Origin of the sequence: Rossellomorea sp. FM04394 (assembly GCF_041889765.1) — a bacterium.
Taxonomy (GTDB): Bacteria; Bacillota; Bacilli; order Bacillales; family Bacillaceae_B; genus Rossellomorea; species Rossellomorea aquimaris_B.
Genome location: NZ_CP168654.1, coordinates 3,796,912 through 3,819,876, shown reverse-complemented (window position 1 = coordinate 3,819,876; position 22,965 = coordinate 3,796,912). Strand labels below are relative to the sequence as shown.

Annotated in this window: 21 protein-coding genes; 20 read left to right on the top strand and 1 reads right to left on the bottom strand. The window is 44.6% G+C overall.

Annotated elements, in window-relative coordinates; genetic code table 11:
- The first annotated feature begins 10 nt into the window (after window positions 1–10).
- From hisB to trxB, 7 genes are all read left to right on the top strand, one after another.
- Window positions 11–598 (top strand): imidazoleglycerol-phosphate dehydratase HisB, encoded by a 588-nt coding sequence (gene hisB / locus ACCB35_RS19250; protein ID WP_374054903.1) that lies wholly within the window; start codon window positions 11–13, stop codon window positions 596–598.
- 3 nt (window positions 599–601) lie between these two features.
- Complete coding sequence (hisH, locus tag ACCB35_RS19245) at window positions 602–1,237, top strand: imidazole glycerol phosphate synthase subunit HisH (RefSeq protein WP_374054902.1); 636 nt, start codon at window positions 602–604, stop codon at window positions 1,235–1,237.
- On the top strand, window positions 1,234–1,968 hold the full coding sequence (hisA, locus tag ACCB35_RS19240) for a 1-(5-phosphoribosyl)-5-[(5-phosphoribosylamino)methylideneamino]imidazole-4-carboxamide isomerase (RefSeq protein WP_374054901.1): 735 nt from the start codon (window positions 1,234–1,236) through the stop codon (window positions 1,966–1,968). The genes hisH and hisA overlap by 4 nt, the downstream gene beginning before the upstream one ends.
- Entirely contained in the window at window positions 1,962–2,720 is a 759-nt protein-coding gene (gene hisF / locus ACCB35_RS19235; protein ID WP_374054900.1) for an imidazole glycerol phosphate synthase subunit HisF, read from the top strand. Before hisA ends, hisF begins: the two co-directional genes overlap by 7 nt.
- A complete protein-coding gene (gene hisIE / locus ACCB35_RS19230) occupies window positions 2,717–3,346 on the top strand; it encodes a bifunctional phosphoribosyl-AMP cyclohydrolase/phosphoribosyl-ATP diphosphatase HisIE (RefSeq protein WP_374054899.1) in 630 nt (209 codons plus the stop codon). Before hisF ends, hisIE begins: the two co-directional genes overlap by 4 nt.
- A 123-nt stretch (window positions 3,347–3,469) precedes the next feature.
- On the top strand, window positions 3,470–4,981 hold the full coding sequence (locus ACCB35_RS19225; RefSeq protein ID WP_374054898.1) for a tetratricopeptide repeat protein: 1,512 nt from the start codon (window positions 3,470–3,472) through the stop codon (window positions 4,979–4,981).
- Between the two features lie 150 nt (window positions 4,982–5,131).
- Window positions 5,132–6,079 carry a thioredoxin-disulfide reductase gene (gene trxB / locus ACCB35_RS19220; protein ID WP_061810184.1) on the top strand — a complete coding sequence of 316 codons (948 nt, stop codon included), beginning with the start codon at window positions 5,132–5,134 and terminating at the stop codon, window positions 6,077–6,079.
- A gap of 53 nt (window positions 6,080–6,132) precedes the next feature.
- On the opposite strand, the gene ACCB35_RS19215 is transcribed toward trxB, so the two are convergent.
- A complete protein-coding gene (locus ACCB35_RS19215; RefSeq protein WP_374054897.1) occupies window positions 6,133–6,285 on the bottom strand; it encodes a Fur-regulated basic protein FbpA in 153 nt (50 codons plus the stop codon).
- 182 nt (window positions 6,286–6,467) lie between these two features.
- On the opposite strand from ACCB35_RS19215, the gene ACCB35_RS19210 reads away from it, so the two are divergent.
- The 13 genes from ACCB35_RS19210 to ACCB35_RS19150 all read left to right on the top strand — a co-directional run bounded on the left by ACCB35_RS19210 (window position 6,468) and on the right by ACCB35_RS19150 (window position 22,893).
- Window positions 6,468–6,782 (top strand): MerR family transcriptional regulator, encoded by a 315-nt coding sequence (locus tag ACCB35_RS19210; protein ID WP_374054896.1) that lies wholly within the window; start codon window positions 6,468–6,470, stop codon window positions 6,780–6,782.
- 428 nt (window positions 6,783–7,210) lie between these two features.
- Entirely contained in the window at window positions 7,211–7,927 is a 717-nt protein-coding gene (locus ACCB35_RS19205; protein WP_374054895.1) for a GDSL-type esterase/lipase family protein, read from the top strand.
- Between the two features lie 432 nt (window positions 7,928–8,359).
- The gene (locus ACCB35_RS19200) at window positions 8,360–8,818 is read left to right on the top strand and encodes an 8-oxo-dGTP diphosphatase (RefSeq protein WP_044338501.1); all 459 of its coding nucleotides are present in this window, start codon (window positions 8,360–8,362) and stop codon (window positions 8,816–8,818) included.
- A 43-nt stretch (window positions 8,819–8,861) separates the two neighbouring features.
- Complete coding sequence (gene rapZ / locus ACCB35_RS19195) at window positions 8,862–9,755, top strand: RNase adapter RapZ (protein WP_044338286.1); 894 nt, start codon at window positions 8,862–8,864, stop codon at window positions 9,753–9,755.
- Complete coding sequence (gene yvcK, locus ACCB35_RS19190; RefSeq protein ID WP_374054894.1) at window positions 9,752–10,714, top strand: uridine diphosphate-N-acetylglucosamine-binding protein YvcK; 963 nt, start codon at window positions 9,752–9,754, stop codon at window positions 10,712–10,714. Before rapZ ends, yvcK begins: the two co-directional genes overlap by 4 nt.
- Before the next feature lie 57 nt (window positions 10,715–10,771).
- On the top strand, window positions 10,772–11,713 hold the full coding sequence (gene whiA / locus ACCB35_RS19185) for a DNA-binding protein WhiA (protein ID WP_044338284.1): 942 nt from the start codon (window positions 10,772–10,774) through the stop codon (window positions 11,711–11,713).
- Between the two features lie 28 nt (window positions 11,714–11,741).
- Window positions 11,742–11,999, top strand: coding sequence for an HPr family phosphocarrier protein (locus ACCB35_RS19180; RefSeq protein ID WP_374054893.1), 258 nt, complete (start codon window positions 11,742–11,744; stop codon window positions 11,997–11,999).
- A gap of 371 nt (window positions 12,000–12,370) precedes the next feature.
- The gene (locus ACCB35_RS19175) at window positions 12,371–13,972 is read left to right on the top strand and encodes a diguanylate cyclase (RefSeq protein ID WP_374054892.1); all 1,602 of its coding nucleotides are present in this window, start codon (window positions 12,371–12,373) and stop codon (window positions 13,970–13,972) included.
- Window positions 13,973–15,016, top strand: a complete 1,044-nt coding sequence (locus ACCB35_RS19170; protein WP_374054891.1) for a HEAT repeat domain-containing protein — start codon at window positions 13,973–13,975, stop codon at window positions 15,014–15,016.
- A 26-nt stretch (window positions 15,017–15,042) separates the two neighbouring features.
- Window positions 15,043–16,425, top strand: a complete 1,383-nt coding sequence (locus tag ACCB35_RS19165; RefSeq protein ID WP_374057076.1) for a glycosyltransferase — start codon at window positions 15,043–15,045, stop codon at window positions 16,423–16,425.
- A complete protein-coding gene (locus ACCB35_RS19160; RefSeq protein WP_374054890.1) occupies window positions 16,422–19,655 on the top strand; it encodes a hypothetical protein in 3,234 nt (1,077 codons plus the stop codon). Before ACCB35_RS19165 ends, ACCB35_RS19160 begins: the two co-directional genes overlap by 4 nt.
- 3 nt (window positions 19,656–19,658) lie before the next feature.
- The gene (locus tag ACCB35_RS19155) at window positions 19,659–20,033 is read left to right on the top strand and encodes a response regulator transcription factor (RefSeq protein WP_374054889.1); all 375 of its coding nucleotides are present in this window, start codon (window positions 19,659–19,661) and stop codon (window positions 20,031–20,033) included.
- Complete coding sequence (locus ACCB35_RS19150) at window positions 20,017–22,893, top strand: ATP-binding protein (protein ID WP_374054888.1); 2,877 nt, start codon at window positions 20,017–20,019, stop codon at window positions 22,891–22,893. Before ACCB35_RS19155 ends, ACCB35_RS19150 begins: the two co-directional genes overlap by 17 nt.
- The last annotated feature ends 72 nt before the right edge of the window (window positions 22,894–22,965 follow it).

Below are 22,965 nucleotides of genomic sequence, written 5' to 3'. Positions count from 1 at the left end.
GGAGGACATCATGGTGAGAAGTGCAGAGATTGTGCGAAAGACGAATGAGACAGATATTCGTTTGAATTTTGGAATCGATGGAGAGGGGAACTCTAAAGTAGAGACAGGCGTCCCATTCATGAGTCATATGCTGGATTTGTTCACAAAACATGGACAATTTGATTGTACGATCGAGGCAAATGGCGATATTGAAGTGGATGACCATCACACGACAGAAGATATCGGCATTTGCTTGGGTCAAGCATTACTTGCGTCACTGGGAGATAAAAGAGGGATTAAGCGCTACGGCTCGGCCATGGTTCCCATGGATGAAGCCCTTGCTCAAGTCGTTGTTGACCTGAGTAACCGTCCGCACCTTGAGTTCCGTGCAGAACTTCCAAGTCAGAAAGTTGGGACCTTTGATACGGAGCTTGTTCATGAATTCCTTTGGAAACTTGCTCTCGAGGCAAGAATGAACCTTCATGTCATTGTTCATTATGGTCACAATACCCACCATATCATTGAAGCGATCTTTAAAGCACTGGGTCGTGCCCTTGATGAGGCAACCACGATCGATCCCCGGGTAAAAGGGGTTCCGTCTACGAAGGGAATGTTATAATTCATGATCGGCATTGTAGACTATGGGATGGGGAATCTGTTCAGCGTCAGTAAAGCACTTGAACGGTTGAACGTTCCTTATTTCATCAGTGATCAACAAGAGGAATTACTGAACGCAGATGGGTTGATATTACCGGGAGTGGGAGCATTTAAAGATGCCATGAATCTTCTCGAAACCACTCATTTAAGAGAAACCATCCTCACTTTTGCCCAAAGCGGGAAGCCGCTCTTAGGCATTTGTTTAGGCATGCAACTCCTGTTCGAGGAAAGCAAGGAGAATGGAAGGACGAAGGGCTTGGCCCTGCTTCCCGGTGAAGTGCTTCACATCCCGAATAAGGACAGCCGAGGAAACTCATTCAAAGTCCCCCACATGGGATGGAATCTTCTGCGTTACCAAAAAAAATCCCCCCTTTTAGAAGGGTTATCAGAAGGCTATGTGTACTTCGTTCATTCGTATTATGTGCATGAAGGATCTCAAGACGTGATCGCAGCAAGTGCTGATTATGCGGGAGTCGAAATCCCGGCAGTCGTGAGCCGGGAAAATATATACGGAATGCAGTTTCACCCTGAAAAAAGCGGAGAGCTTGGTATGAAGCTGTTAGAAAACTTTACAAAACGAGTGAAGGAGGCGGTCTCGTGAGTTTTACGATTTATCCAGCCATCGATATGCGGGACGGGAAATGCGTCCGTCTCGTTCAAGGTGATTATAATCAAGAAACGGTTTATGGAGACTCCCCTTATGATATGGCGAAGAAATTCGCTGATGAAGGGGCCGAGTGGATTCACATGGTGGATCTTGATGGGGCAAAGGAAGGCTCCAGGATCAATGATGAATTCGTGATTGCCGTTGCAGAAAAGCTGGATGCCAAGGTGCAGATCGGGGGAGGCATCCGCTCCAAAGAGGATATCGAGCACTATTTAAGCAGGGGTGTCGACCGTGTGATCATTGGCAGTATCGCTGTTTCCAACACAGGATTAGTGAAGGAATGGCTGTCGGAATATGGTGACAAGATTGCCATCGGACTTGATGCAAAGGATGGATATGTGGCAACTCATGGCTGGTTGGAAACGTCTGCGCTTAAAGCTGTCGATCTTGGAAAAGAACTGGCTGAAGCCGGCGCGGAAACGTTCATTTTCACCGATATTGCCACAGATGGAATGCTATCTGGTCCCAATGTTGAAGCGGTTGTGGAGCTTGCCGAACAAACGGGGAAATCAGTGATTGCGTCTGGAGGCATCAGCTCACTTGAAGATCTAAAGACTTTAAAGCAATACGAAAAACAAGGCGTCTCCGGTGCGATTTGTGGAAAGTCACTTTATACAGGAAAGTTCACGGTGAGTGAGGCTATAAATGAGGTGAAAACATGTTAACGAAACGTATCGTCCCTTGCCTGGACGTGAAGGATGGCCGGGTGGTAAAAGGCATTCAATTTGTGGAGCTGCGAGATGCGGGCGACCCCGTTGAGCTTGCCAAGGTATACGACGATCAGGGTGCTGATGAACTTGTATTCCTGGATATATCCGCCTCCCACGAAGGCCGAAAAACCATGGTCGAGGTCGTTCAACATGTGGCGGCTGAATTAGCAATTCCTTTTACAGTAGGTGGAGGGATTAACTCAGTCGAAGATATGAAAGCCATCCTGCGGGCAGGGGCAGACAAGGTATCCCTTAACACTGCAGCCGTCCTGCGTCCAGAGCTTGTCCGTGAAGGGGCCGATTACTTCGGATCTCAATGTATCGTAGTGGCCATCGATGCCAAGTATGATGAAGAGAGCAAAGGTTGGAAAGTTTACACCCATGGAGGCAGAAAGCTGAAAGACCTGGATGCCGTTGAATGGGCGAAAGAAGTGGAATCTCTCGGTGCGGGGGAAATCTTGTTAACCAGCATGGATAGCGATGGAGAAAAGCAGGGGTTCAATCTTGCCCTGACGAAGGCAGTCAGTGAAGCGGTTTCGATTCCGGTGATTGCTTCAGGCGGTGCAGGCAATGCGGGGCACTTCAAGGAGGTATTCACGGAAGGCAAGGCCGATGCGGCCCTAGCAGCCTCCATTTTTCACTATAAAGAAACGAGCGTTGAAGAAGTAAAGAGCTACTTAAGAGAGCAGGAGGTGCATGTACGATGACAAATGACGATTGGATCGCATCCGTTAAGTATGATGACAAAGGATTGGTACCTGCCATCATCCAGGACGCTTCGACTAAAGAAGTTTTAACACTGGCCTATATGAATGAAACGTCTCTAAGAAAAACGGTTGAGACAGGGGAAACGTGGTTTTACTCCCGTTCACGCCAGGAGCTGTGGCATAAAGGAGAGACAAGCGGTAACACCCAAAAGGTCAAGAATATCACGTGGGATTGTGATAAAGACACCATCCTGGTCCTCGTCGATAAAAAAGGTCCTGCCTGCCATAAAGGTGAAGAGAGCTGCTTTCATGAAGGAGTGTATGGGGAGGAGGCATCATCAACAGAAACTATCCTCCTTACTCTGGAAAAACTCATTGAAAATCGTGAAATCGAGCGACCAGAGGGAGCATACACGACATATCTCTTTGAAGAAGGTGTAGACAAAATCCTTAAAAAAGTAGGCGAAGAGGCGTCAGAAGTGATCATCGCCGCGAAAAACAGGGACACTGAAGAATTGAAATGGGAAGTCGCCGACCTGTTCTATCACGTCCTCGTCCTATTAAGAGAACAAAAACTTCCACTCGATGATGTATTAAAAGTCCTTGTGGAACGTCATAATAAATAACTCCCTGAGGGACGGACCTTCGCGCACGCGCAAAGGTCCGTCCTTCAAAATATGGTAGTTTAGTACAGGGGTATTGTATGATATACTACTGTAGTTATACTATGAACGTTTCGGAGGACTTTGATGAGAAAAGGGTCAAAATTAGGTAGTGAGCAAGCGAAAGTGTTGTCTTTTGTCCCGACTGGCGAGTATTACTACAACAAAGGGATGAAGGCTTATCAACGTCGAGAGCTTAAGAAATCGTTAAAATATTTAAATAGAGCATTTCAATTAGAACCGATAGAACCGATGATTGCCTGTCAATTATCGATTGTGTATACAGAACTTGGTGAATACAAGCGTTCCAATGATTTATTGCATCAAATCTTGGATGGTCTGGATCCCCATATGGCGGAGTGTCATTATTTCCTTGCCAACAATTATGCCCATCTAGGCTTATTTAAAGAGGCGTACGAACAGGTTTCAGCTTATCTTGACAAAGAAGAATATGGTGAATTCGTCGAGGATGCAGAAGACTTATTAGAACTTCTGGAGCTCGATTCCGATCTGATTGTGGACGATTTATATGAGCATGATGAGCTTATCGTCCAACAGGAAAAAGCAAGAGATCTTCTTGAATCAGGACATTTTCAAAAAGCCGTGGACACCTTACAGAAGGTCATTCAGGATTATCCTGAATTCTGGTCAGCTTATAATAATCTGGCACTTGCCTATTTCTATTTAGGAGAAGTCGATCAAGCTGCTGCTACGTTAGAAGAGGTGCTGGAGAAGAATCCTGGAAATCTTCATGCCCTGTGCAATACGGCTGTCTTTTATTTCTACCAAAAGCGTCATGACGAGCTGGATGAATTGATCCAGGGTCTTGAGAAGGTCCGTCCCTTACTTCATGAGCATCGTTACAAGCTCGGGGCCACGTTTGCGCTTGTTGGTCATTCGAAGCGGGCGTATGATTGGTTGAAGTCCCTTCAGAAGATTGGCTTCGAGGGAGATGCGAGCTTTTATTATTGGTTGTCTTATTCTGCTTATGAAACGGGTCATGAGGATACTGCCCGTAATGCGTGGAAAAGGGTACTTGATATCAATCCTGAAAAAGAAGGACTCGAGCCTTGGAACGACCAAAAGCAGGCAGAGGGCTTTGAAAATCACGTCACATCGATTTTAAAAAAGCTGCAAAGTGAATATACCGAAGAGAAGTTATTTGGTCTGTTTCTTACGTCCATCTCCGATAATCAAAGAGCCATCCTGACTCACGCCGACTTTTGTGATGTTGAGGACCTTTCCATTGTCGAGAAGGTGTATTTGGCACAGGTGTTGAACAGCAACGGAAACAGCTCGATCAAAGTGAACCAGGAGATACAGAATATGCATCAAGTGGCCCTTCACCTTTACGGCGGTCACCGTCCGATTACGAGCGTGGAGTCCGGATTGTTCCTAACTTGGTTCACGATCGCATACAGAGGCATAAAAGAACGGGAAACCTTCAAGAATGCCAAAGCTTTTGCAGCAGCGACAGAATTCGTCTGGAGTCGGCTGCGAAATGAAAAAATCACGAAGAAGCAGCTATGTGATCGATTCAACTTATCCACAAGTACGTTGACAAAATACATTGCAGTCGTTGAGAGTTACCTTCCGTGAGCATATTTTTGGACGATATGACCCTATTTTTTATAGGATAGGTGTAGGAAGTTAATACTATGGGTGGAAGGCTCAGCACCATTACAACCTCTAACCATAGTATTTTAATAAAGAATATGCTTACGACTGTTTCGGAAGGAGAATGTCATTATGTCTGAAGAAAAAATTTATGATGTAATCATTGTAGGTGCAGGCCCTGCAGGAATGACTGCAGCTGTTTATACGTCTCGCGCAAGTCTTTCAACGCTCATGCTTGAAAGAGGAGTGCCGGGTGGACAAATGGCGAATACGGAAGAAGTGGAGAACTATCCAGGCTTCGACCATATTCTTGGACCTGATCTTTCAAATAAAATGTTTGATCATGCGAAGAAATTCGGTGCGGAATACGCATACGGGGATATTAAAGAGATCGTTGACGGAGAAGACTTCAAAATCGTCAAAACCGGTTCAAAAGAATTCAAAGCGCGTGCCGTCATCATCACGACGGGTGCTGAATACAAAAAAATCGGTGTACCTGGTGAGAAAGAGCTTGGCGGACGCGGAGTATCTTATTGTGCAGTTTGTGACGGAGCATTCTTTAAAGGAAAAGACCTTGTTGTAGTAGGTGGAGGAGACTCCGCTGTAGAAGAAGGGGTTTACCTGACAAGATTTGCTAACAAAGTAACGATCGTTCACCGCCGCGATGAGCTTCGTGCTCAGAAGATCCTGCAACAGCGTGCTTTTGATAACGAGAAAGTTGATTTCATCTGGAACCACACGGTGAAAGAAATCAACGACAAAGATGGAAAAGTGGGCAGTGTGACCCTTGTCTCCACAGAAAATGGAGAAGAAACTGATTTCCAAGCGGATGGTGTCTTCATCTACATCGGAATGCTTCCACTGACAAAGCCATTTGCTAACCTTGGAATCATCAACTCGGAAGGTTACATTGAAACAAACGAACAAATGGAAACAAAGGTTCCTGGAATCTTTGCAGCCGGAGATGTCCGTGAAAAGCAACTCCGCCAAATCGTTACAGCAACGGGTGACGGCAGTATCGCCGCTCAAACGGCTCAGCATTATATCGAAGAGCTGAAAGAAAAAGTCAAAAACGGTTAAACAAGAAAGCCTTGCGCAAGGGTAACCCTTTCGTAAGGCTTTTTTTGTATGAGTCAATTCTTCTTATGTTTATTAAACACATACACCAACTCCGACAGGGTCAACTTCTTCAATCCTTCATCACATGGCTTGTAAACACCAGCTTCTACTAACCGACGAATAAATTGCTGTCTTTCTCTTTCAACGGCTTCTCGTAAAAATGGCATGCGTGTTCACTCCTTTTGGATTCTTACCCATAGTGTAAGGGGAATGAATGTAGAAATCTTCTAGTTCGTTAAGTTTTCTTCCAATTTAGAATTCTTTGTGAGGTTTTCTAACATAATAGTCCAAATCCGTAAGAGGGACATGTATAATCAAGATATTCCCTGCTTAGGAGGATGAGGAGAACGTGGAGAATGAACCTTCCTATAAGGATAAAAAAGTGATATCAATCGGTGTCGTCAGTGAATTGACCGGATTGACCGAGAGGAAGATCCGTTATTACGAAGAGAAGAATCTGATCTTTCCACAGCGTTCCAATCGGGGCTATCGCAAATACTCCTTCTCCGACGTAGAACGACTAATGGATATCGCCGACCAGCGAGAAGAAGGGGTCACCACAAAAGAAATCAAAAATGAATTAACCAGAAAAGAAAGAAAAGAAGCAAAGCAAAAAATGATAAAGGGCCAACTCAATGCGCGGTTTGGTGTTCAGAAGAAGTAAGGGGGGACGGACCTCCGGAGTGAAGCTCGTTTTTGAAGGGGTTTTGTGAATCTGCAAAATGTGTAGGGTGGGTATTTGATGCTTTTTTGTGGTGAAAAAAGTAAAACGGCTGGATTTTTTCAACTAAACCTCTATTAATACCCCACTCTGCATACAGAACGACTGCTCATTAAGGGGAATTCCCTGAGAAGTATGCCGCCAATCGACGCATTCCACTTAAAGAGGACTCAAATCCATACAAATAGCATCTACAAGTCACTTTCCTCTATCTAAAAAGTATACGCTCCTCGAAGCCATCATTAAAAGAAATGAAGAACCAATCGTTCATCAGACAACTTCCATAAATAAACAGGATTACAACCCCTTTAAGAGGGAATAACCACTATTATGAAAGTCATCCCAGTTTATTTTGGAAGGTCGGATCAACCATGAAAATTTTGAAGGTCGCAGCTGTGATCGCACTGTTTGCCCTTATTCCCATCACCTATTTCAGTTTTTTTGCAGATGAGACTCAATCATCATCGAAGAAGCGCGTGATTGCATTGGGAGATTCCCTCACCTATGGATATGGTGATAAAAAGGAAGCGGGTTATATAGGGCGTTTAGAAGAGAAAGTAAATCAAAAACATACAATGGTGTCGTATAACTTCCAAAACCTTGGAGTACCAGGGCAGCAGTCGGATCAGTTGCTCGGTCAAATCGTAAAGCCTGAGGTAGCAGAGGATTTAAGTGAAGCGGATGTATATATCATCAACATTGGAACGAATGATTTAATCAAGAACAATGGTGGAGACTTATTCCCTTTACACCATGATGAGATCATGGATGCAAAAAAGGACTATCTCGACCATCTGGATAAAATCCTGAATATTGTAGGGACAGCGAGCAAAGAAGCGGATATCATCGTTTTGGGCTTATACAACCCATACCCGGACAAAGACAGCGACAAAATCGAAGCGTACGTCGAGGATTGGAATAAGTCGATGATGAAAGAAGCAGAAAAACATGAAAATGTGAAGTACGTACCAACGAATCCATTATTCAAAGGGAAGTCCAAGGAAAACTATTTCCATGATTCCCTTCATCCAAATGGGAAAGGGTACGAATTAATCGCAGATCAAATCATGAAGAATTATGACTTTTAACCCTGTTTTGACACGATTCGTTAGCTTTCGAGAGAATTTGCAAAAAGCTCCTTGAAACATTAACAATTCCGTAATACCGTTTTAAATCTGTTGTAACACTAGTGAAACAATTTTCGGGTAATATAGAAAATAAGAAATTGACCCCCTTTTAAGTAATAAATCCCGTAGACGACACAGGACTCGCCTGTGTCTATTTTTTTTGTTTTTTTTCCTGTTATAGTGACTCCAATGGGTCTGTACCTATTATTTACAATTCCTCATCATGTCAAAACCTGTCCCAATATCTTTCGATTTCAATCGACAACCGTCAAACAGCAAGCCAAGACATTGTAGCTTGTCTACAATCATAGTATAATGTAAGGAATGAGAATGACTGAAAGTGGGATGGATGTATTCATTGGATCCCTATTCATCAAGATTGAGGTGAAGGTAGTGCAACGTGTCACAAATTGTTTATATCTGGATGGAGACAAGGTGCTCCTTCTCCAAAAGCCAAGAAGGAACTGGTGGGTCGCCCCGGGTGGAAAGATGGAGTCCGGTGAATCGATCAGGGATGCCGTCATTAGAGAGTATCGTGAGGAAACAGGCATCTACTTGAAGAATCCTGATTTGAAAGGCGTCTTTACGTTCATTATTAAAGATGGAGATCAGATTGCATCGGAGTGGATGATGTTCTCTTTCTTTGCAACCGAAGCGGATGGCGTCAACCTCCAGGAATCAGAGGAAGGCAAGATTAAATGGCATCCGATCGAGGATATTAAGGACCTCCCGATGGCTGAAGGGGATTATCATATTCTGGACTACCTCTTACACGGAAAGAATACGATTTATGGAACGTTTACCTATACTCCTGATTTTAAGTTATTGTCTTATCGATTAGATCCAAGTTAACGAACTTTTTAAATAGAACATTACGAAAAAATGGGGGAAGAGTATGAGTACAGGTTCTACAAACGATGTTCAATTAGTAATCATAACAGGGATGTCCGGAGCTGGAAAAACCGTTGCCATTCAGAGCTTCGAGGATTTAGGATTCTTCTGTGTGGACAATCTGCCGCCAACTCTTCTGCCAAAATTTTTGGAACTGATGAAAGAGTCCGGTAATAAAATGAATAAGGTCGCGCTTGTTATGGACCTTAGGGGAAGAGAATTCTTTGATCATTTATTTAAGGCATTGGATGAATTAGCGGAAACCTCTTGGGTCACACCGCAGGTACTATATCTTGATGCAGATGATTCTTCCCTTGTGAGACGCTACAAGGAAACGCGCAGATCCCACCCACTGGCTCCATCGGGACTGCCTCTCGAGGGGATCCGTCAGGAAAGGGAGCTCCTTGAAGAATTGAAGGGGCGTGCGCAGTTGATTTATACAACTTCAACCATGAAGCCAAGAGAGCTTCGGGAGAAGATTCTAACGGAATTCTCGGTGAATAAAAAGACGATTTTCACGGTGAATGTCGTGTCTTTCGGTTTCAAGCACGGTATCCCGATCGATGCCGATTTGGTGTTTGATGTACGCTTCCTGCCTAACCCGCATTATATCGATCACATGCGTCCGAAAACGGGGTTGGATGAAGAAGTGTCCACCTATGTGTTGAAATGGAATGAAACGAATAAATTCATCGAGAAAGTGACCGATTTACTTTCGTTCATGCTTCCTCAGTACAAGCGGGAAGGAAAGAGTCAGCTTGTGGTGGCGATTGGTTGTACAGGCGGGCAGCATCGATCGGTTGCATTAGCAGAATATCTTGGCCATCATTTTGAAAAAGACTATCAAACGAAAATTTCTCATCGGGATATTCAGAAGAGAAAGGGTCTAACAACATGACACATACACCCAAGGTCGTCGTGATCGGAGGAGGTACGGGCTTGCCCGTCCTTCTTCGTGGATTAAAACGACACCCTATAGATATATCGGCCATTGTCACTGTCGCTGATGACGGTGGCAGCTCAGGTCGTTTGCGGGACAGCTTGGATATTCCCCCTCCTGGAGATATACGGAATGTCCTGGCTGCCCTTTCAGAAGTGGAGCCACTGGTGGAACAAATGTTTCAGCATCGTTTTGAAACAACGAATGAACTTTCCGGTCACGCGTTAGGAAACCTGATCATTGCTGCCCTTGCTTCCATTACAGGTGATTTTGTTCATGCGATTCAGGAAATGAGCAGAGTATTGAATGTGAAGGGGAAGGTCTTGCCTTCGGCGAATCAAAGTGTCATCTTAAAGGCGGAGATGGAGGATGGGACGATTGTCACTGGAGAATCGGCCATTCCGAAAGCCGGGAAGAAGATCAAAAGGGTCTTCTTAAAGCCGGATAGCATCAAGCCATTGGGAGAAACCTTGCGTGCCATTAGGGAAGCCGATTTGATTGTGATGGGACCGGGAAGCCTATATACTAGTATTTTACCGAATCTCCTTGTTCCGGGGATTGGTGAAGCGGTATGCCAGGCGAAAGCGAAGAAAATGTATATCTGCAACATCATGACCCAGGCAGGGGAAACACTGGACTATTCAGCAAGTGATCATGTGTTGGCTTTATACGATCACCTGGAAACGCCAAGCATTGATTATATCTTAGTCAATAAAAAGCAGGTACCGAAAGAGGTGCAGGCCCGTTATAATGAAGAACAAGCGAGGCCCGTTCACTTTGATCTAGAAAAATTAAAGTCCATGGGCTTAGAAGTGATTGCAGAAGAGATTCTCTCCTATGACAACCATCTTGTTCGTCATAACACTGAGAAGGTCGCGGATATCATTTATTCTTATCTAAAAAAATCAACCAGATAAACTACGAAAATTTCCTTTGTATAAGGTTGTGCAAGCGTTTGCTAGGAGGTGATGGGGATGTCGTTTGCGTCCGAAACGAAAAAAGAATTAACGAACATTGAAGTAAAGGATTGCTGCGCGAATGCAGAATTATCCGCATTGATTCGCATGAATGGTTCATTGTCATTCTCGAATCAAAAGCTCGTCGTAAATATTCAAACAGAGAACGCCGCCATTGCCAGGAGAATCTATACATTAATCAAAAAGGGATACGACACCCCGGTAGAGCTTTTAGTGCGTAAGAAGATGCGGTTAAAGAAAAACAATGTCTACATTGTACGAATCAAAGAAGATTCAAAGATGATTCTCGAGGATTTGAAAATTCTAGGTGAAGGTTTCACCTTTATTCATAATATATCGGAAGACCTGATTAAGAAGAAGTGCTGCAGACGTTCGTATTTAAGGGGAGCGTTCCTTGCAGGAGGCTCTGTTAACAATCCGGAAACATCCTCCTATCATTTAGAAATTTTTTCTCTTTATTCTGAACACAACGATGCGTTGTCCGAGCTGATGAATTCCTTCGGGTTGAATAGTAAAACCCTTGAACGCAAAAAAGGCTTCATTACGTATTTGAAGGAAGCAGAAAAAATCACGGAGTTCTTAAATATCATCGGGGCCCACAATGCCCTACTCCGATTTGAGGATGTAAGGATTGTCAGGGATATGAGAAATTCCGTTAATCGCCTTGTGAATTGTGAGACGGCTAATTTAAATAAAACCATCGGTGCTGCTTTAAGGCAGGTCGAGAACATCAAGTTTATTGAAAAGCATGTAGGATTACAGGTTTTACCCGATAAACTAAGAGAAATTGCAGAATTACGAGTGAATTATCAAGACGTTACATTGAAAGAACTAGGGGAAATGGTGTCAGGCGGCACCATCAGTAAGTCAGGTATCAATCACCGCTTAAGGAAAATCGACCAGCTTGCTGAGAAACTCCGAGCGGGAGAGAAAGTGTAAATTTTGGGCAAAGGGGAGAGAAATGATTATGGTGGAAAAACAAGTGGAAGTGAAATTGAAAACAGGTCTTCAGGCACGCCCGGCGGCATTATTTGTTCAGGAGGCGAACCGCTTCTCATCTGAAATCTTCTTAGAAAAGGATGGAAAGAAAGTCAATGCAAAAAGCATCATGGGCTTAATGAGTTTAGCCATTTCTACAGGTTCTGCCATTACGCTGGTAGCGGACGGAAGTGACGAAGAAGAAGCACTGTTTGCCCTGGAGCGATTTGTACAAAAAGAAGCATAAGATCAACTTTATATCAATGGAAAGCTAATGACCAGGGAGTGGGCATTGGCTTTTTTTATTGTGCTTGTTTTGAAACAGTGTGATCCTACTTCTATAGACCCTTTTTTTCATTTTTCAATATCCTGGTTGGATGTTAATGGAATATTTTGTTACATTATACCTTTCAGGACTTCTAGGTTACTATTGCAAATACGACTGAAAAGATTTTTTTACCCTGCCTATCAAACTAGTATATGGGGGAGTATAATGAAAATGGTTTGATGAAAATTCTTACAAAATGATAAAAGTCATGACTTTTCCAGTATGTACGGCATACGTTTAAAAAAGGATGCCGGAAGTCAGGAGTTTACGATAAAGGAAGACGATGCGAAATGGAAAAATACACAAAATATTTTTTGAATAATGTACGAAAAAAACTACGGGAGTGGGAGGCCACAGTTTCCATCCCTCATGAAGAAGTATACCGGTTCATCCATTCCATGGCTGGATCAGCTTCTGTACTTGGGTTACATAAAATCGGGGACCGTGCACGAGAACTGATGGGTCAGTATGAAGAAAAGGACGAACGGCTGTGGACGATTACAGAAGTAAAGGAAGAACTTTTTGATATCATTCAATTCTGTTATCAATATGAGGAGGAGTCCACGGAAGTATTTCCGGGAAAGCAAAAAAGGACCGGGGAAGAACCTGTCGTATTGCTCATTGATGATGACACCTCTTTCCTTATGTACATGAAGGAAGAGCTTGAGAAAATAGGATGGTATGTCGTAGCCATCGCCAATCCTGATAAGGCTGTCATGTCCTACTACGACGTAAAGCCGGACTGTGCCATCATTGATATTTATATGGACGGGACGAATGGATTCGAAGTGCTGGACTTTTTTAAAAAAAAGCTGAAGCAGCAGTTCATCCCTACGGTCATGGTGAGTGTGGAGAACAGTAAGGAAGTCCGTATCAAAAGCTATCAGATGGGGGCGGACGATTTTATATCCAAGCCCTTTGATCTGGAAGAATTTATTGTACGCGTGAAAAGGCAGATGGAACGAAAGAAACAAATGGAAGAACTGGTGCTGATTGATGAATTGACGCATGTGTATAACCGTAAATACTTGGGGCAGGCTTATGCCCAAGTGCAAAGTGAATGGGCACGAAGAGGGGATTCTTATTGTGTGGCCGTCCTGGATCTGGATCATTTCAAAGGAGTGAACGACCGGTACGGTCATCTGGTTGGGGACGAGGTTTTGAGGAAATTCGCTTTACATCTAAAGTCCGAAACGAGAATCCAGGACACGGTCTTTCGCTTTGGAGGGGAAGAGTTTGTTATCATTTTCCCACATACCTCAGTAAAAGAAGTGTTTACCTTGGTCGATGATATACGTAAGGGGTTCAATCAAGTATTGTTTGGCACTGACGAGGCATTTTCCTGTACATTCTCTGCAGGTGTGGCGGAAATCACCGATCCGACGAAGCCCTTTGATACGTGGCTTAAACTGGCGGATCAGGCCCTTTATGAGGCAAAGGAAAGTGGGAGGAATAACGTAAAGATTGATGGTAAATCACGGGAGAATATTCCTCATAAAACGATCAAGATCGCCATCGTGGATGATGATCCGATCATTCGGACCGTGATGAAGGACATTGTATCAAAACTACCTGAAGAGACTCATACACAGTATGACATCCAGACATTCAACGATGGAGCGGCCTTTGTGGAATCCGACTGGCATGCCGCATACCCTTGCCTCGTCATCTTAGACGGGGTGATGCCAAGGATGGATGGCCTTGAAGTGTTGGAACGCATCCGTTCAAGAAGTGATTCCGATCGATATAAGGTCCTTATGCTGACATCACGGAAGAGTGAAAAGGACATTTCAAGATCCCTTCAGCTTGGAGCGGATGATTATATGACTAAGCCTTTTAAATTATTAGAGCTTGAGGCCCGATTGGGGCAAATGCTGAGAAGGATGAGGTAATTGTTTTCGAAGGAAATTTTTTATTTTTCTGTTGTGCTTGTGGGATTGCTGGTTGTGTTAACGGGCCTTTGCCTGTATTTAATCATAAAGAAGATGATGGTTAATAAAAATCGGGCGAAAGTCGAGCGGTATAAAGAAGAGTATCAATTAGCCCTTTTTCACTTTTTACATGAAGGTGTCGAGGATGAGAGATTCCTGAACAGTTCCCCCCTGGAAGCCCGGGCATTGGTGGAGCTGTTGGCCGGCTTTTCAAAGGTTCTCTCCTCACCAGACATTCTCAAGAGGCTACAGGGGTTTGCGGAAGACCATCTCCAGCCGTTCATTCTGTCTCAGCTGAGGCACAGAAGATGGAGTATCCGGATGAATGCTCTTTATTGGATACAGGATTTCAGAATGAGTAGTATGAGAGAGCCATTGAGAGAACTTCGTGAATCCCGATCCATCAGTAAATCGGAAGAGATCCAATTATTGAAAATAGATGTGCTCTTCAATGAACGTGATCTGCTGCCCCGACTGACAGATCCTTTGCATGAGCTGACGGAATTTGAGTACAGCCTGCTGTTTCAGTCATTCGGGAGAGATCAGTTCCAGCCATTGGTCCACGCCTTTGACGAACTTCCTGATGTGATGAAATATGCCCTCATCGATTCAATCGGCGTGAAGAATAGAATGGAGCATATTGCTTTCCTGCAGCAGTTATTGTCAGGAGACTCAACTGAGCTCCGGGTCCGTGCGTTGAAGGCAGTGGTGGGGATGGAATTTTATCTTGATATACCGGAACTTTCCGTTCACTTACGAGCAGATTCGTGGCAGGAACGGTTAATGGCCATTAAAGCATGCGAGTACATCCGTTCCCCGGAACTGACCCCATATTTACTGGAACTTATGAGCGACCCGTCCTTTTATGTCAGGTCCGGGGCAGCTCAATCCCTTCTCCGTCTTAAGAATGGTAAAGATGTGTTAGGGGAAATAGCTGTCCATGCAGAGGATGAATATGCAAGGGATATGGCAGCGCAGTGGCTTGAGAGGGGGACGGTTTCGTGAATATAACGATAGAGTGGGGAAATATCATGATGATCATTGGATGGCTTGTGCTCATTTATATGATACTCGTAATCTCTTTCTATACGATTCTCCTCGTGATTTCCCTGTTTCAATTAAGGAAAACCTATGGCCTTGATGAATGGGAACCGTACGAGGAGCTTATGCATCTGCACCAAACGAAGCCTGTGTCCATATTGGTTCCGGCATACAATGAGTCAGTGGGGATCATGGCAACGGTGAGGTCACTCCTGAGCATAGAGTATCCTGAATACGAAATCATCATCATCAACGACGGTTCCACCGATGATTCACTGGAGAAGCTCATCGAAGCGTTTCAATTGGTGAAAATCAAGTGGGTCATCCGTAAGCAGTTGGACACACAGCCGGTGAGGGGAGTATATCAATCGAAACTGTATAATAACCTCCTGGTCATCGACAAGGAAAACGGAGGGAAGGCTGATGCTTTGAACGCCGGGATCAACGTATCGAACTTCCCTTATTTCTGTTCCATCGATGGGGATTCGGTGCTTGAGAGAACGGCTTTCCTGAAAGTGATGAAACCGATTGTTGAATCAGATGGGGAAGTCATCGCGTCGGGTGGAAGTATCCGTATTGCCAACGGTTGTAATATAGAAAGCGGGGAAATCGTGAAGGTCGGTCTGTCCCGTTCACCCCTTGTCGTCATGCAGGTGATCGAATATTTAAGGGCCTTCCTGATGGGTAGGATCGGTTTGAGCAGACATAACCTATTATTGATCGTTTCCGGTGCATTCGGTGTCTTCTCGAAGCGCTGGGTCGTAGATGCCGGCGGATACTCCCATACCGTAGGAGAGGACATGGAGCTCGTTGTCAGGCTTCACCGGTATGTGAAGGAGCAAAAGGCGAATAAAAAGATTGTCTATGTTCCCGACCCCGTCAGCTGGACGGAAGCACCTGAGTCATTGAAATACCTGAGGCGTCAACGCAGCAGATGGCACCGGGGACTATTTGAAAGCCTCTGGATCCACCGTAAGCTCCTGTTCAACCCGAAGTATGGTTCGATCGGGATGGTGTCCATGCCATATTTCTTAATCATAGAATTCCTGGGACCTGTCGTTGAATTGATGGGATACGTCATCATGATCTTCTCCATCTTCCTGGGCGGCGTTTATCTGGAATTTGCCATTCTATTATTCTTGTTATCCATCCTCTATGGATCGGTATTGTCCATGGCCGCTGTCCTTCTTGAAGAATGGTCAGTTAGAAAGTTCCCGAAACCATCCGATATCGGGCGGCTTTTTGCTTATTCATTGACCGAGACGCTATGGTACCGTCCATTGACCGTACTCTGGCGATGTGAAGGGATACTAGACGTGCTCCGCAAAAAGAGGGGATGGGGAGAAATGGCGAGAAAAGGAGTTTCAAAATGAGAAAGCTGAAATCTTATTGGTTTGTTTTGTTCATCGTCGGTATTGTCCTCTTGATCTCTGCCCCGTTTTGGCTTTGGCAGGTGAAGGGAGATAAAGATTTGGACCTGTTGATCATCAATAAAACGGTACCTGATACGACATACAGGGAACATAAGGGATTAATGTGGCTCTTGAATCAACAGAAATATGTCCAATCCAACGGGGAAAGGTACGACCTGAAGAAAGACTATATAGGATTTGTGCCGAAAAAGGACCAAACCTACAATATAAAGAACTTCCCTTCCTCCACAGACCAATATGATGCGGTCTACATAGCCGATACGTATGGGGTGTATGAAGAAGAGTTTCATAATAAGAATCTATCAGGCAAGCGGTCCACCAAGCTTTATGGAGGCTTGACCGACCAGGATATGGACGCATTAAAGGACATGGCGGTGAAGGATGGAAAAACATTGATCGCCGAATTCAATTCCATGGCGCAGCCTACTGAGGAAGCAACGCGCAAGAAATTCTATTCCCTTTTCAATCTGGAGTGGTCCGGCTGGATTGGAAGGTATTTCCCTGAGCTGGAAAACAGTGAAGTGCCTCAATGGGTGAGGGGTAATTATGAAAAACAGTATGAAAAGACCTATGATTTTAAGGGTCCAGGCTATGTACTGGTGGACGAAAATGATCGTCTGGTGGTACTGGATAATGAAGACATCGGGGATAAGGGAGTGGTTTTTTCCACTACTCCTGATGGTGAAAAGTTGATCGGTGAAAAAATCAGCACCCCTTATTCCTATTGGTTCGATATTGTCGAAGCAATCAACCCCGATGAGGTCGTGGCTGACTACACGCTGTCATTGTCAAAGAGCGGTAAGGATACCATGAAAGCCTTGAATCTGCCGGTGACATTCCCAGCTGTCGTCCACGGTCAGAACCGTCAATACGACACTTACTATTTTAGCGGGGATTATGCGGATCAGGCAGATGTGCCGGGTCTTTATCAGACGGTCGGGTTTTCATCCTGGAGAAAGTGGACGGGATCATCGAAACCCGATGATTCATCCCAGTTTTACTGGAAAGCCTATACTCCGATGATGACGGCTATCTTGAAGGATATCCAAATGGATGATGACACGAAGAAGAAGAAAACCGTCGAAATCACCAATGAGAAGGGTCTGAAGCTGGCAGGAAAGACAGGCACTGATTATATTCAGGTAAAGAAGGACGGGAAGTGGGAAGATCTCCTCATCAAAGGGGTGAACATGGGGATCGCAAGACCGGGTTCTTTTCCCGGTGAAACGGCCATTTCCAAAGAAGAATACATGAGGTGGTTCAAGCAGATCGGAGCGATGAAAGCCAATTCCCTCCGGATTTATACCATCCATCCTCCAGAATTTTATGAAGCCTTTTACGAGTATAATCAGATGGCGGAAGAGCCTCTGTATTTATTCCATGGGGTATGGGTCAATGAAGAGATATTCTTGAAGTCCCAAGATGCGTTTGCGAAAGAGAACACGGACGAATTTGCGTCGGAAATCAAAAAGACCATCGATATCGTTCATGGGAACGCTGAGATTCCTGAGAGAAAAGGTCATGCGTCCGGAGCGTACACCTCCGATATATCACCTTATGTTCTTGGCTGGATCTTCGGAGTCGAGTGGGATCCCGAAGTGGTCCTTGCAACAAATGAAAAGCATAAAGGACTCCAGGACTTCAAGGGCGAATATATAAGAACCGAAAAGGCGCAGCCGTTCGAGATATGGCTGACGGAAAGAATGAACGAAGGAATCAAATATGAAACCGATACGTATCAGTGGCAAAGACCGGTGAGCTTCACGAACTGGGTCACGACTGATCTGCTGGATCATCCGAGTGAACCACTGGAGAAAGAAGACATGGTGTCGGTGGACCCGAACGTCATGAAGGGAACGGGTAAATTGAAAACAGGTCTATTTGCTTCCTATCATATCTATCCGTATTACCCGGATTTTCTAAACTACGAACAGAAGTATGTCGACTATATTGATCAACGGGGAGAAAAAAACAATTATGCAGGCTATCTGAATGATATGAAGAAAGCCCACTCCATGCCTTTATTAGTGGCGGAATTCGGTGTACCGGGGTCCAGGGGACTCACTCACAAAAACGTCTACGGGATGGATCAGGGACATCATTCAGAAAAAGAGCAGGGTGAAATCGACAGGAAATTATTCGAAGATATCGTGGAAGAAAAAATGGCGGGGGGAATGGTGTTCGCCTGGCAGGATGAATGGTTCAAACGGACGTGGAATACGATGGATTATGACAACCCGGATAGACGCCCTTTCTGGCAGAATGCCCAGACGAATGAGCAGCAGTTTGGAATGGTGAGCTTCGACCCTGGGGCTAGTAAAAGCAGCATGATCCATGTGGATGGGCGAGGGGAAGACTGGTCCTTCAATGGAATCCAACCGGCTTTCGACAAAGACGGGCACAGCATGTATGTGACGAGTGACGAGCGATTTGTATATGTTCGTGTAGATTCTGACCGCATAGAAGAAGGGAAAGATACCTATCTGCTCTTTGATACGATTGGGGATCAGGGGCAATCCACGCTACCTGATATGAAGGGTGTGTCTACAAAAGGTGTAGACTTTGCACTGCATATTAAGGGAACTAAAGAAGCCAGATTGTGGATAGACAGCTATTACGATACTCATTACTATCACTACGGGCACGTCCTCCACATGATCGAGGAAGAGAAATATGCCAAAGTGAAAGATAACGGCAAGTACCACCCAATCCGGCTGACGCTGAACAAATCGCTGGAGGTTGAAGGAGAAAACATCCCGTTTCAATTCTATGAAACCGGTATTCTCCAGTTCGGTACCTCGAATCCTCAGGATGAAGCGTATGATTCCTTGACGGATATCAGTGCTGACTCCTCAAAAGGGCAATATGAGATCCGTATACCTTGGCAGCTGCTGAATATAAAGGACCCAAGCCTGAAAGAAGCAATGGGGGATTTCTGGACGGAAAAAGGTATCCAAAGCTCCATCAGCCTTGATTCTATCAAAATCGGTCTATTTGAAACGAATGGAGAAAAGGTATTTTCATACCCTGAACGGAATGAAAATGGGTTTATCGATCCTGCAGAGTTTTATCCATACAACTGGGAAACATGGGACCAGCCGACCTCCCATGAGAGATTGAAGCAGACCTACTACGAAATGAATAAAGCTTTTGAGAAAGAAGGGGAATAACACATGGCGAGAATATTGATTGCGGAAGATGAAGCAGTCCTTCGGATGTTGATGGTGGACACACTGGAAGACGAAGGGCATGAGCTGGATGAAGCGGCAGACGGTCAGGAAGCGATCGATCACATCATGGAAAATGACTATGATCTCATTCTCCTCGATTATATGATGCCATTGCTGACTGGTCTGGAAGTAATCGAAAAGGTGAGAAATTCACCCGGTAAAAGCACGGTAAAGATCATGATGGTGTCTGCAAAGAGCCAGCAGACGGATAAAGATCTTGTTTTGAAATCGGGAGCCGACTATTTCATTGCCAAACCGTACAGTCCGGCAGAGCTTGTTCAGCGGATCGAGGATATTTTGAATGAAGAAGATCAATGAGTTTTTTCAAACAAGTTTACGAAATCAGTTCATCGGGTTGATGAGCGGCTTTATTGTCATCTTTTTCATTGGTGCGGCATTTTTGTATGTATATGATCAGACGATTGCTAATGACTATCAGGTACAAAGAGACGGGCTAAACCAAAAAGAAGACGTAGCTGAACAATTGGATAGAGATTTTCAAAAGGCTTTCTTTGATGCGAGGGGATACATCGCCTTTGGAAGGAAGGAATTCAAAGAGAGTATCTTTAACCAAGAGAAAAAAGTGAATGATACGTTGAGTAAGTTAAAGGAATTACAAATGGAACCTGAAGATCAGCTATTCGTGAAAGATGTGGAGGAGTTTTCCAACCTATACTTTAAGGAATTGGTCCCACCTATCATTGACAGTTTTGAAAAGGGGGATATAGAGGCTGTGAAAGAGGCTTCGGCCAGTGGTGCCACAGCCAGGATCGAAACATTCCAGACCCAGCTGAACGGGTATGCAGACTCTATCGAACAAAGTAAACGAAGTGCTTATGATGAGGTGAAACGGAAAGAGTCTCTAAGTCAGACAGCTTTCATTGTCTTTGTCTTTCTGATGCTTCTCGTTCTGATGAGGTTAATGAGAATGATCGCCAAGCAAATCGGTCATCCTCTCGATCAAGTGGCTTCAGCAGCAGAGCAAATTGCAGAGAGCGATGCATACCAGAATTGGGCGTTTAACAATAAAAGAAAAGATGAAATCGGTAAGATGTCACGGGCCTTTGAAAAGATGATCTATAAAATCCAGGAGAAGGAAGAGCATCTCCTTGCCCAGAATGAAGAACTGCAGGCGCAGCAGGATGAGCTGGAATCACAGCAATCTGAGCTTGAGCACCTCCTGAATATGACGAAGAACAGGGAGGCACAGCTGGAACGCAGAAACGAATTCATTCATGGGATATCAAGCTCCTTGAACAAGCAAGAGGTACTGCAGAGCATCGTCGAAAGCATGAGTCATGTGATGGGGGCCTCCCGTGGGATGATTGTCCTTATGGATGAACAGAAGTCCAGTGCTTCGTTCGGTATTTCCAAAAACGGGGCTGCCCAGTTTTTAACGTATATCTATAACGGGATTCACCAGCGATTATTCGATTCGAGAGAACCCTTCTCCCTCAAAAGGGAAATGACACAGGCAGAGAAGGGGTACCATGAAGAAACCCTGTACTCATATGATCTATTTTTACCTGTGCTTTCAGCTGATCGAAAAGTGGAAGCCATCATGGTATTCAGCCGGTTCGGCAATGATTTCAATAAGCATGAATTGGTGGAGTACATGAGCCTTGCAAAGCAAATTTCAATTTCCCTGCAGAAGATCACCCTGTTTGAAGAGAGTGAGACAAATCGTCAGTTAACGCAGGATATTCTCAATAATATTCAAGAGGGGATACAGCTCATCGATAAAGACGGAAACAACTTATTGATGAATACGAAATTGTCTGCCTTGATCGAGGGTGAAATAGACGAACTTCAACAGTCATGCTATCACACCTGGAAGCAGGCACTGATTGCCCAGGTCGAAGACAAAGAGAAGCTGCATGAGTATTATGAGTCGATTGTGAAGGGAGGAAAGACCGGGAAACATCTTCTTATTTACCGACTGTCGGACAGTAAAGAGGTCTTCCAGGTATACTCCGAATCCCTCTATCGTGGGGATGAGCAGATCGGCACCATATTCGTTCATAGGAATATCACAAAAGAATTCGAAGTCGATCAAATGAAATCGGAATTCGTCAGCACAGTCAGTCACGAACTTCGCACTCCGCTGTCAAGTGTGCTTGGCTTTACGGAATTGATGCTGACAAAAGAATTAAAGCCCGAAAGAACGAAGAAATACTTAACGACGATTTACCAGGAAGCGAAAAGACTGACGTCACTGATCAATGACTTCCTGGATGTCCAGCGTATGGAATCGGGGCGACAGACCTTCGAGAGGAGATTTGAAGATGTCGTACCGATCATGCAGCAGGTAATTGATACCCAAAAGGTGAATGCTCCCCATCATTCCTTTAATATTGCCAGGGAGACAGACTGTACAATCGTACTGGGTGATCGGGATAAGCTTGCCCAGGCATTTACCAATTTAATCAGTAATGCCATCAAGTACTCCCCTGACGGAGGGGCCATCACAGTCATGTTCCGTGAAGGGGAAGAATGCATCAGCATTGAAATCCGTGATGAAGGTCTTGGAATTCCACCGGAAGCCATTCCCAACCTGTTCACCAAGTTTTATCGTGTCGATAATTCTGATCAAAGAAGGATCGGCGGGACCGGTTTGGGTCTGACGATCGTAAAGGAAATCATCGAAACCCATGAAGGGAAGATCACAGTGACATCCGAGGAAGGAAAAGGGAGTGTGTTCACCATCCGCTTGCCGATCGTAACGATCGAAACCTTCAAGGATGATGAACATGGCGGGGATGGCATGAATATCATCGTCATTGAAGATGATATCAATCTGGCATCTTTACTCAAAGCCGAACTTTCCGACAGTGGCTTCAAGGTGCAGCATACCTCCTTGGGAAGCGAAGCCTTAACCAAAATGAAGGAAGAGAAACCGGATGCCGTCGTTCTGGATATCATGCTTGAAGGAAACATGTCCGGATGGGATGTCCTTGAGAAGATGAAAGAGGATAAACATCTCTCTCAAGTCCCGATCATCGTATCCTCGGCTTTGGATGAGAAAGAAAAGGGGTTAACGCTTGGGGCCAATGACTACCTCGTCAAACCATACCATCCAAGCAGGCTATCCAAAACCATCCTGCACCTTTTATTGAAAAAAGGGATGAACGGTGAAATCTTGATACCCGTTTGTGAGAAGAAGGCGGATAAAAAATAAAGTAGGGAGGCTTTCGGCAACGGAAGCCTCTATTAATTGGATTATAACTGGTTACCCAGCAAAAAAGCCCTT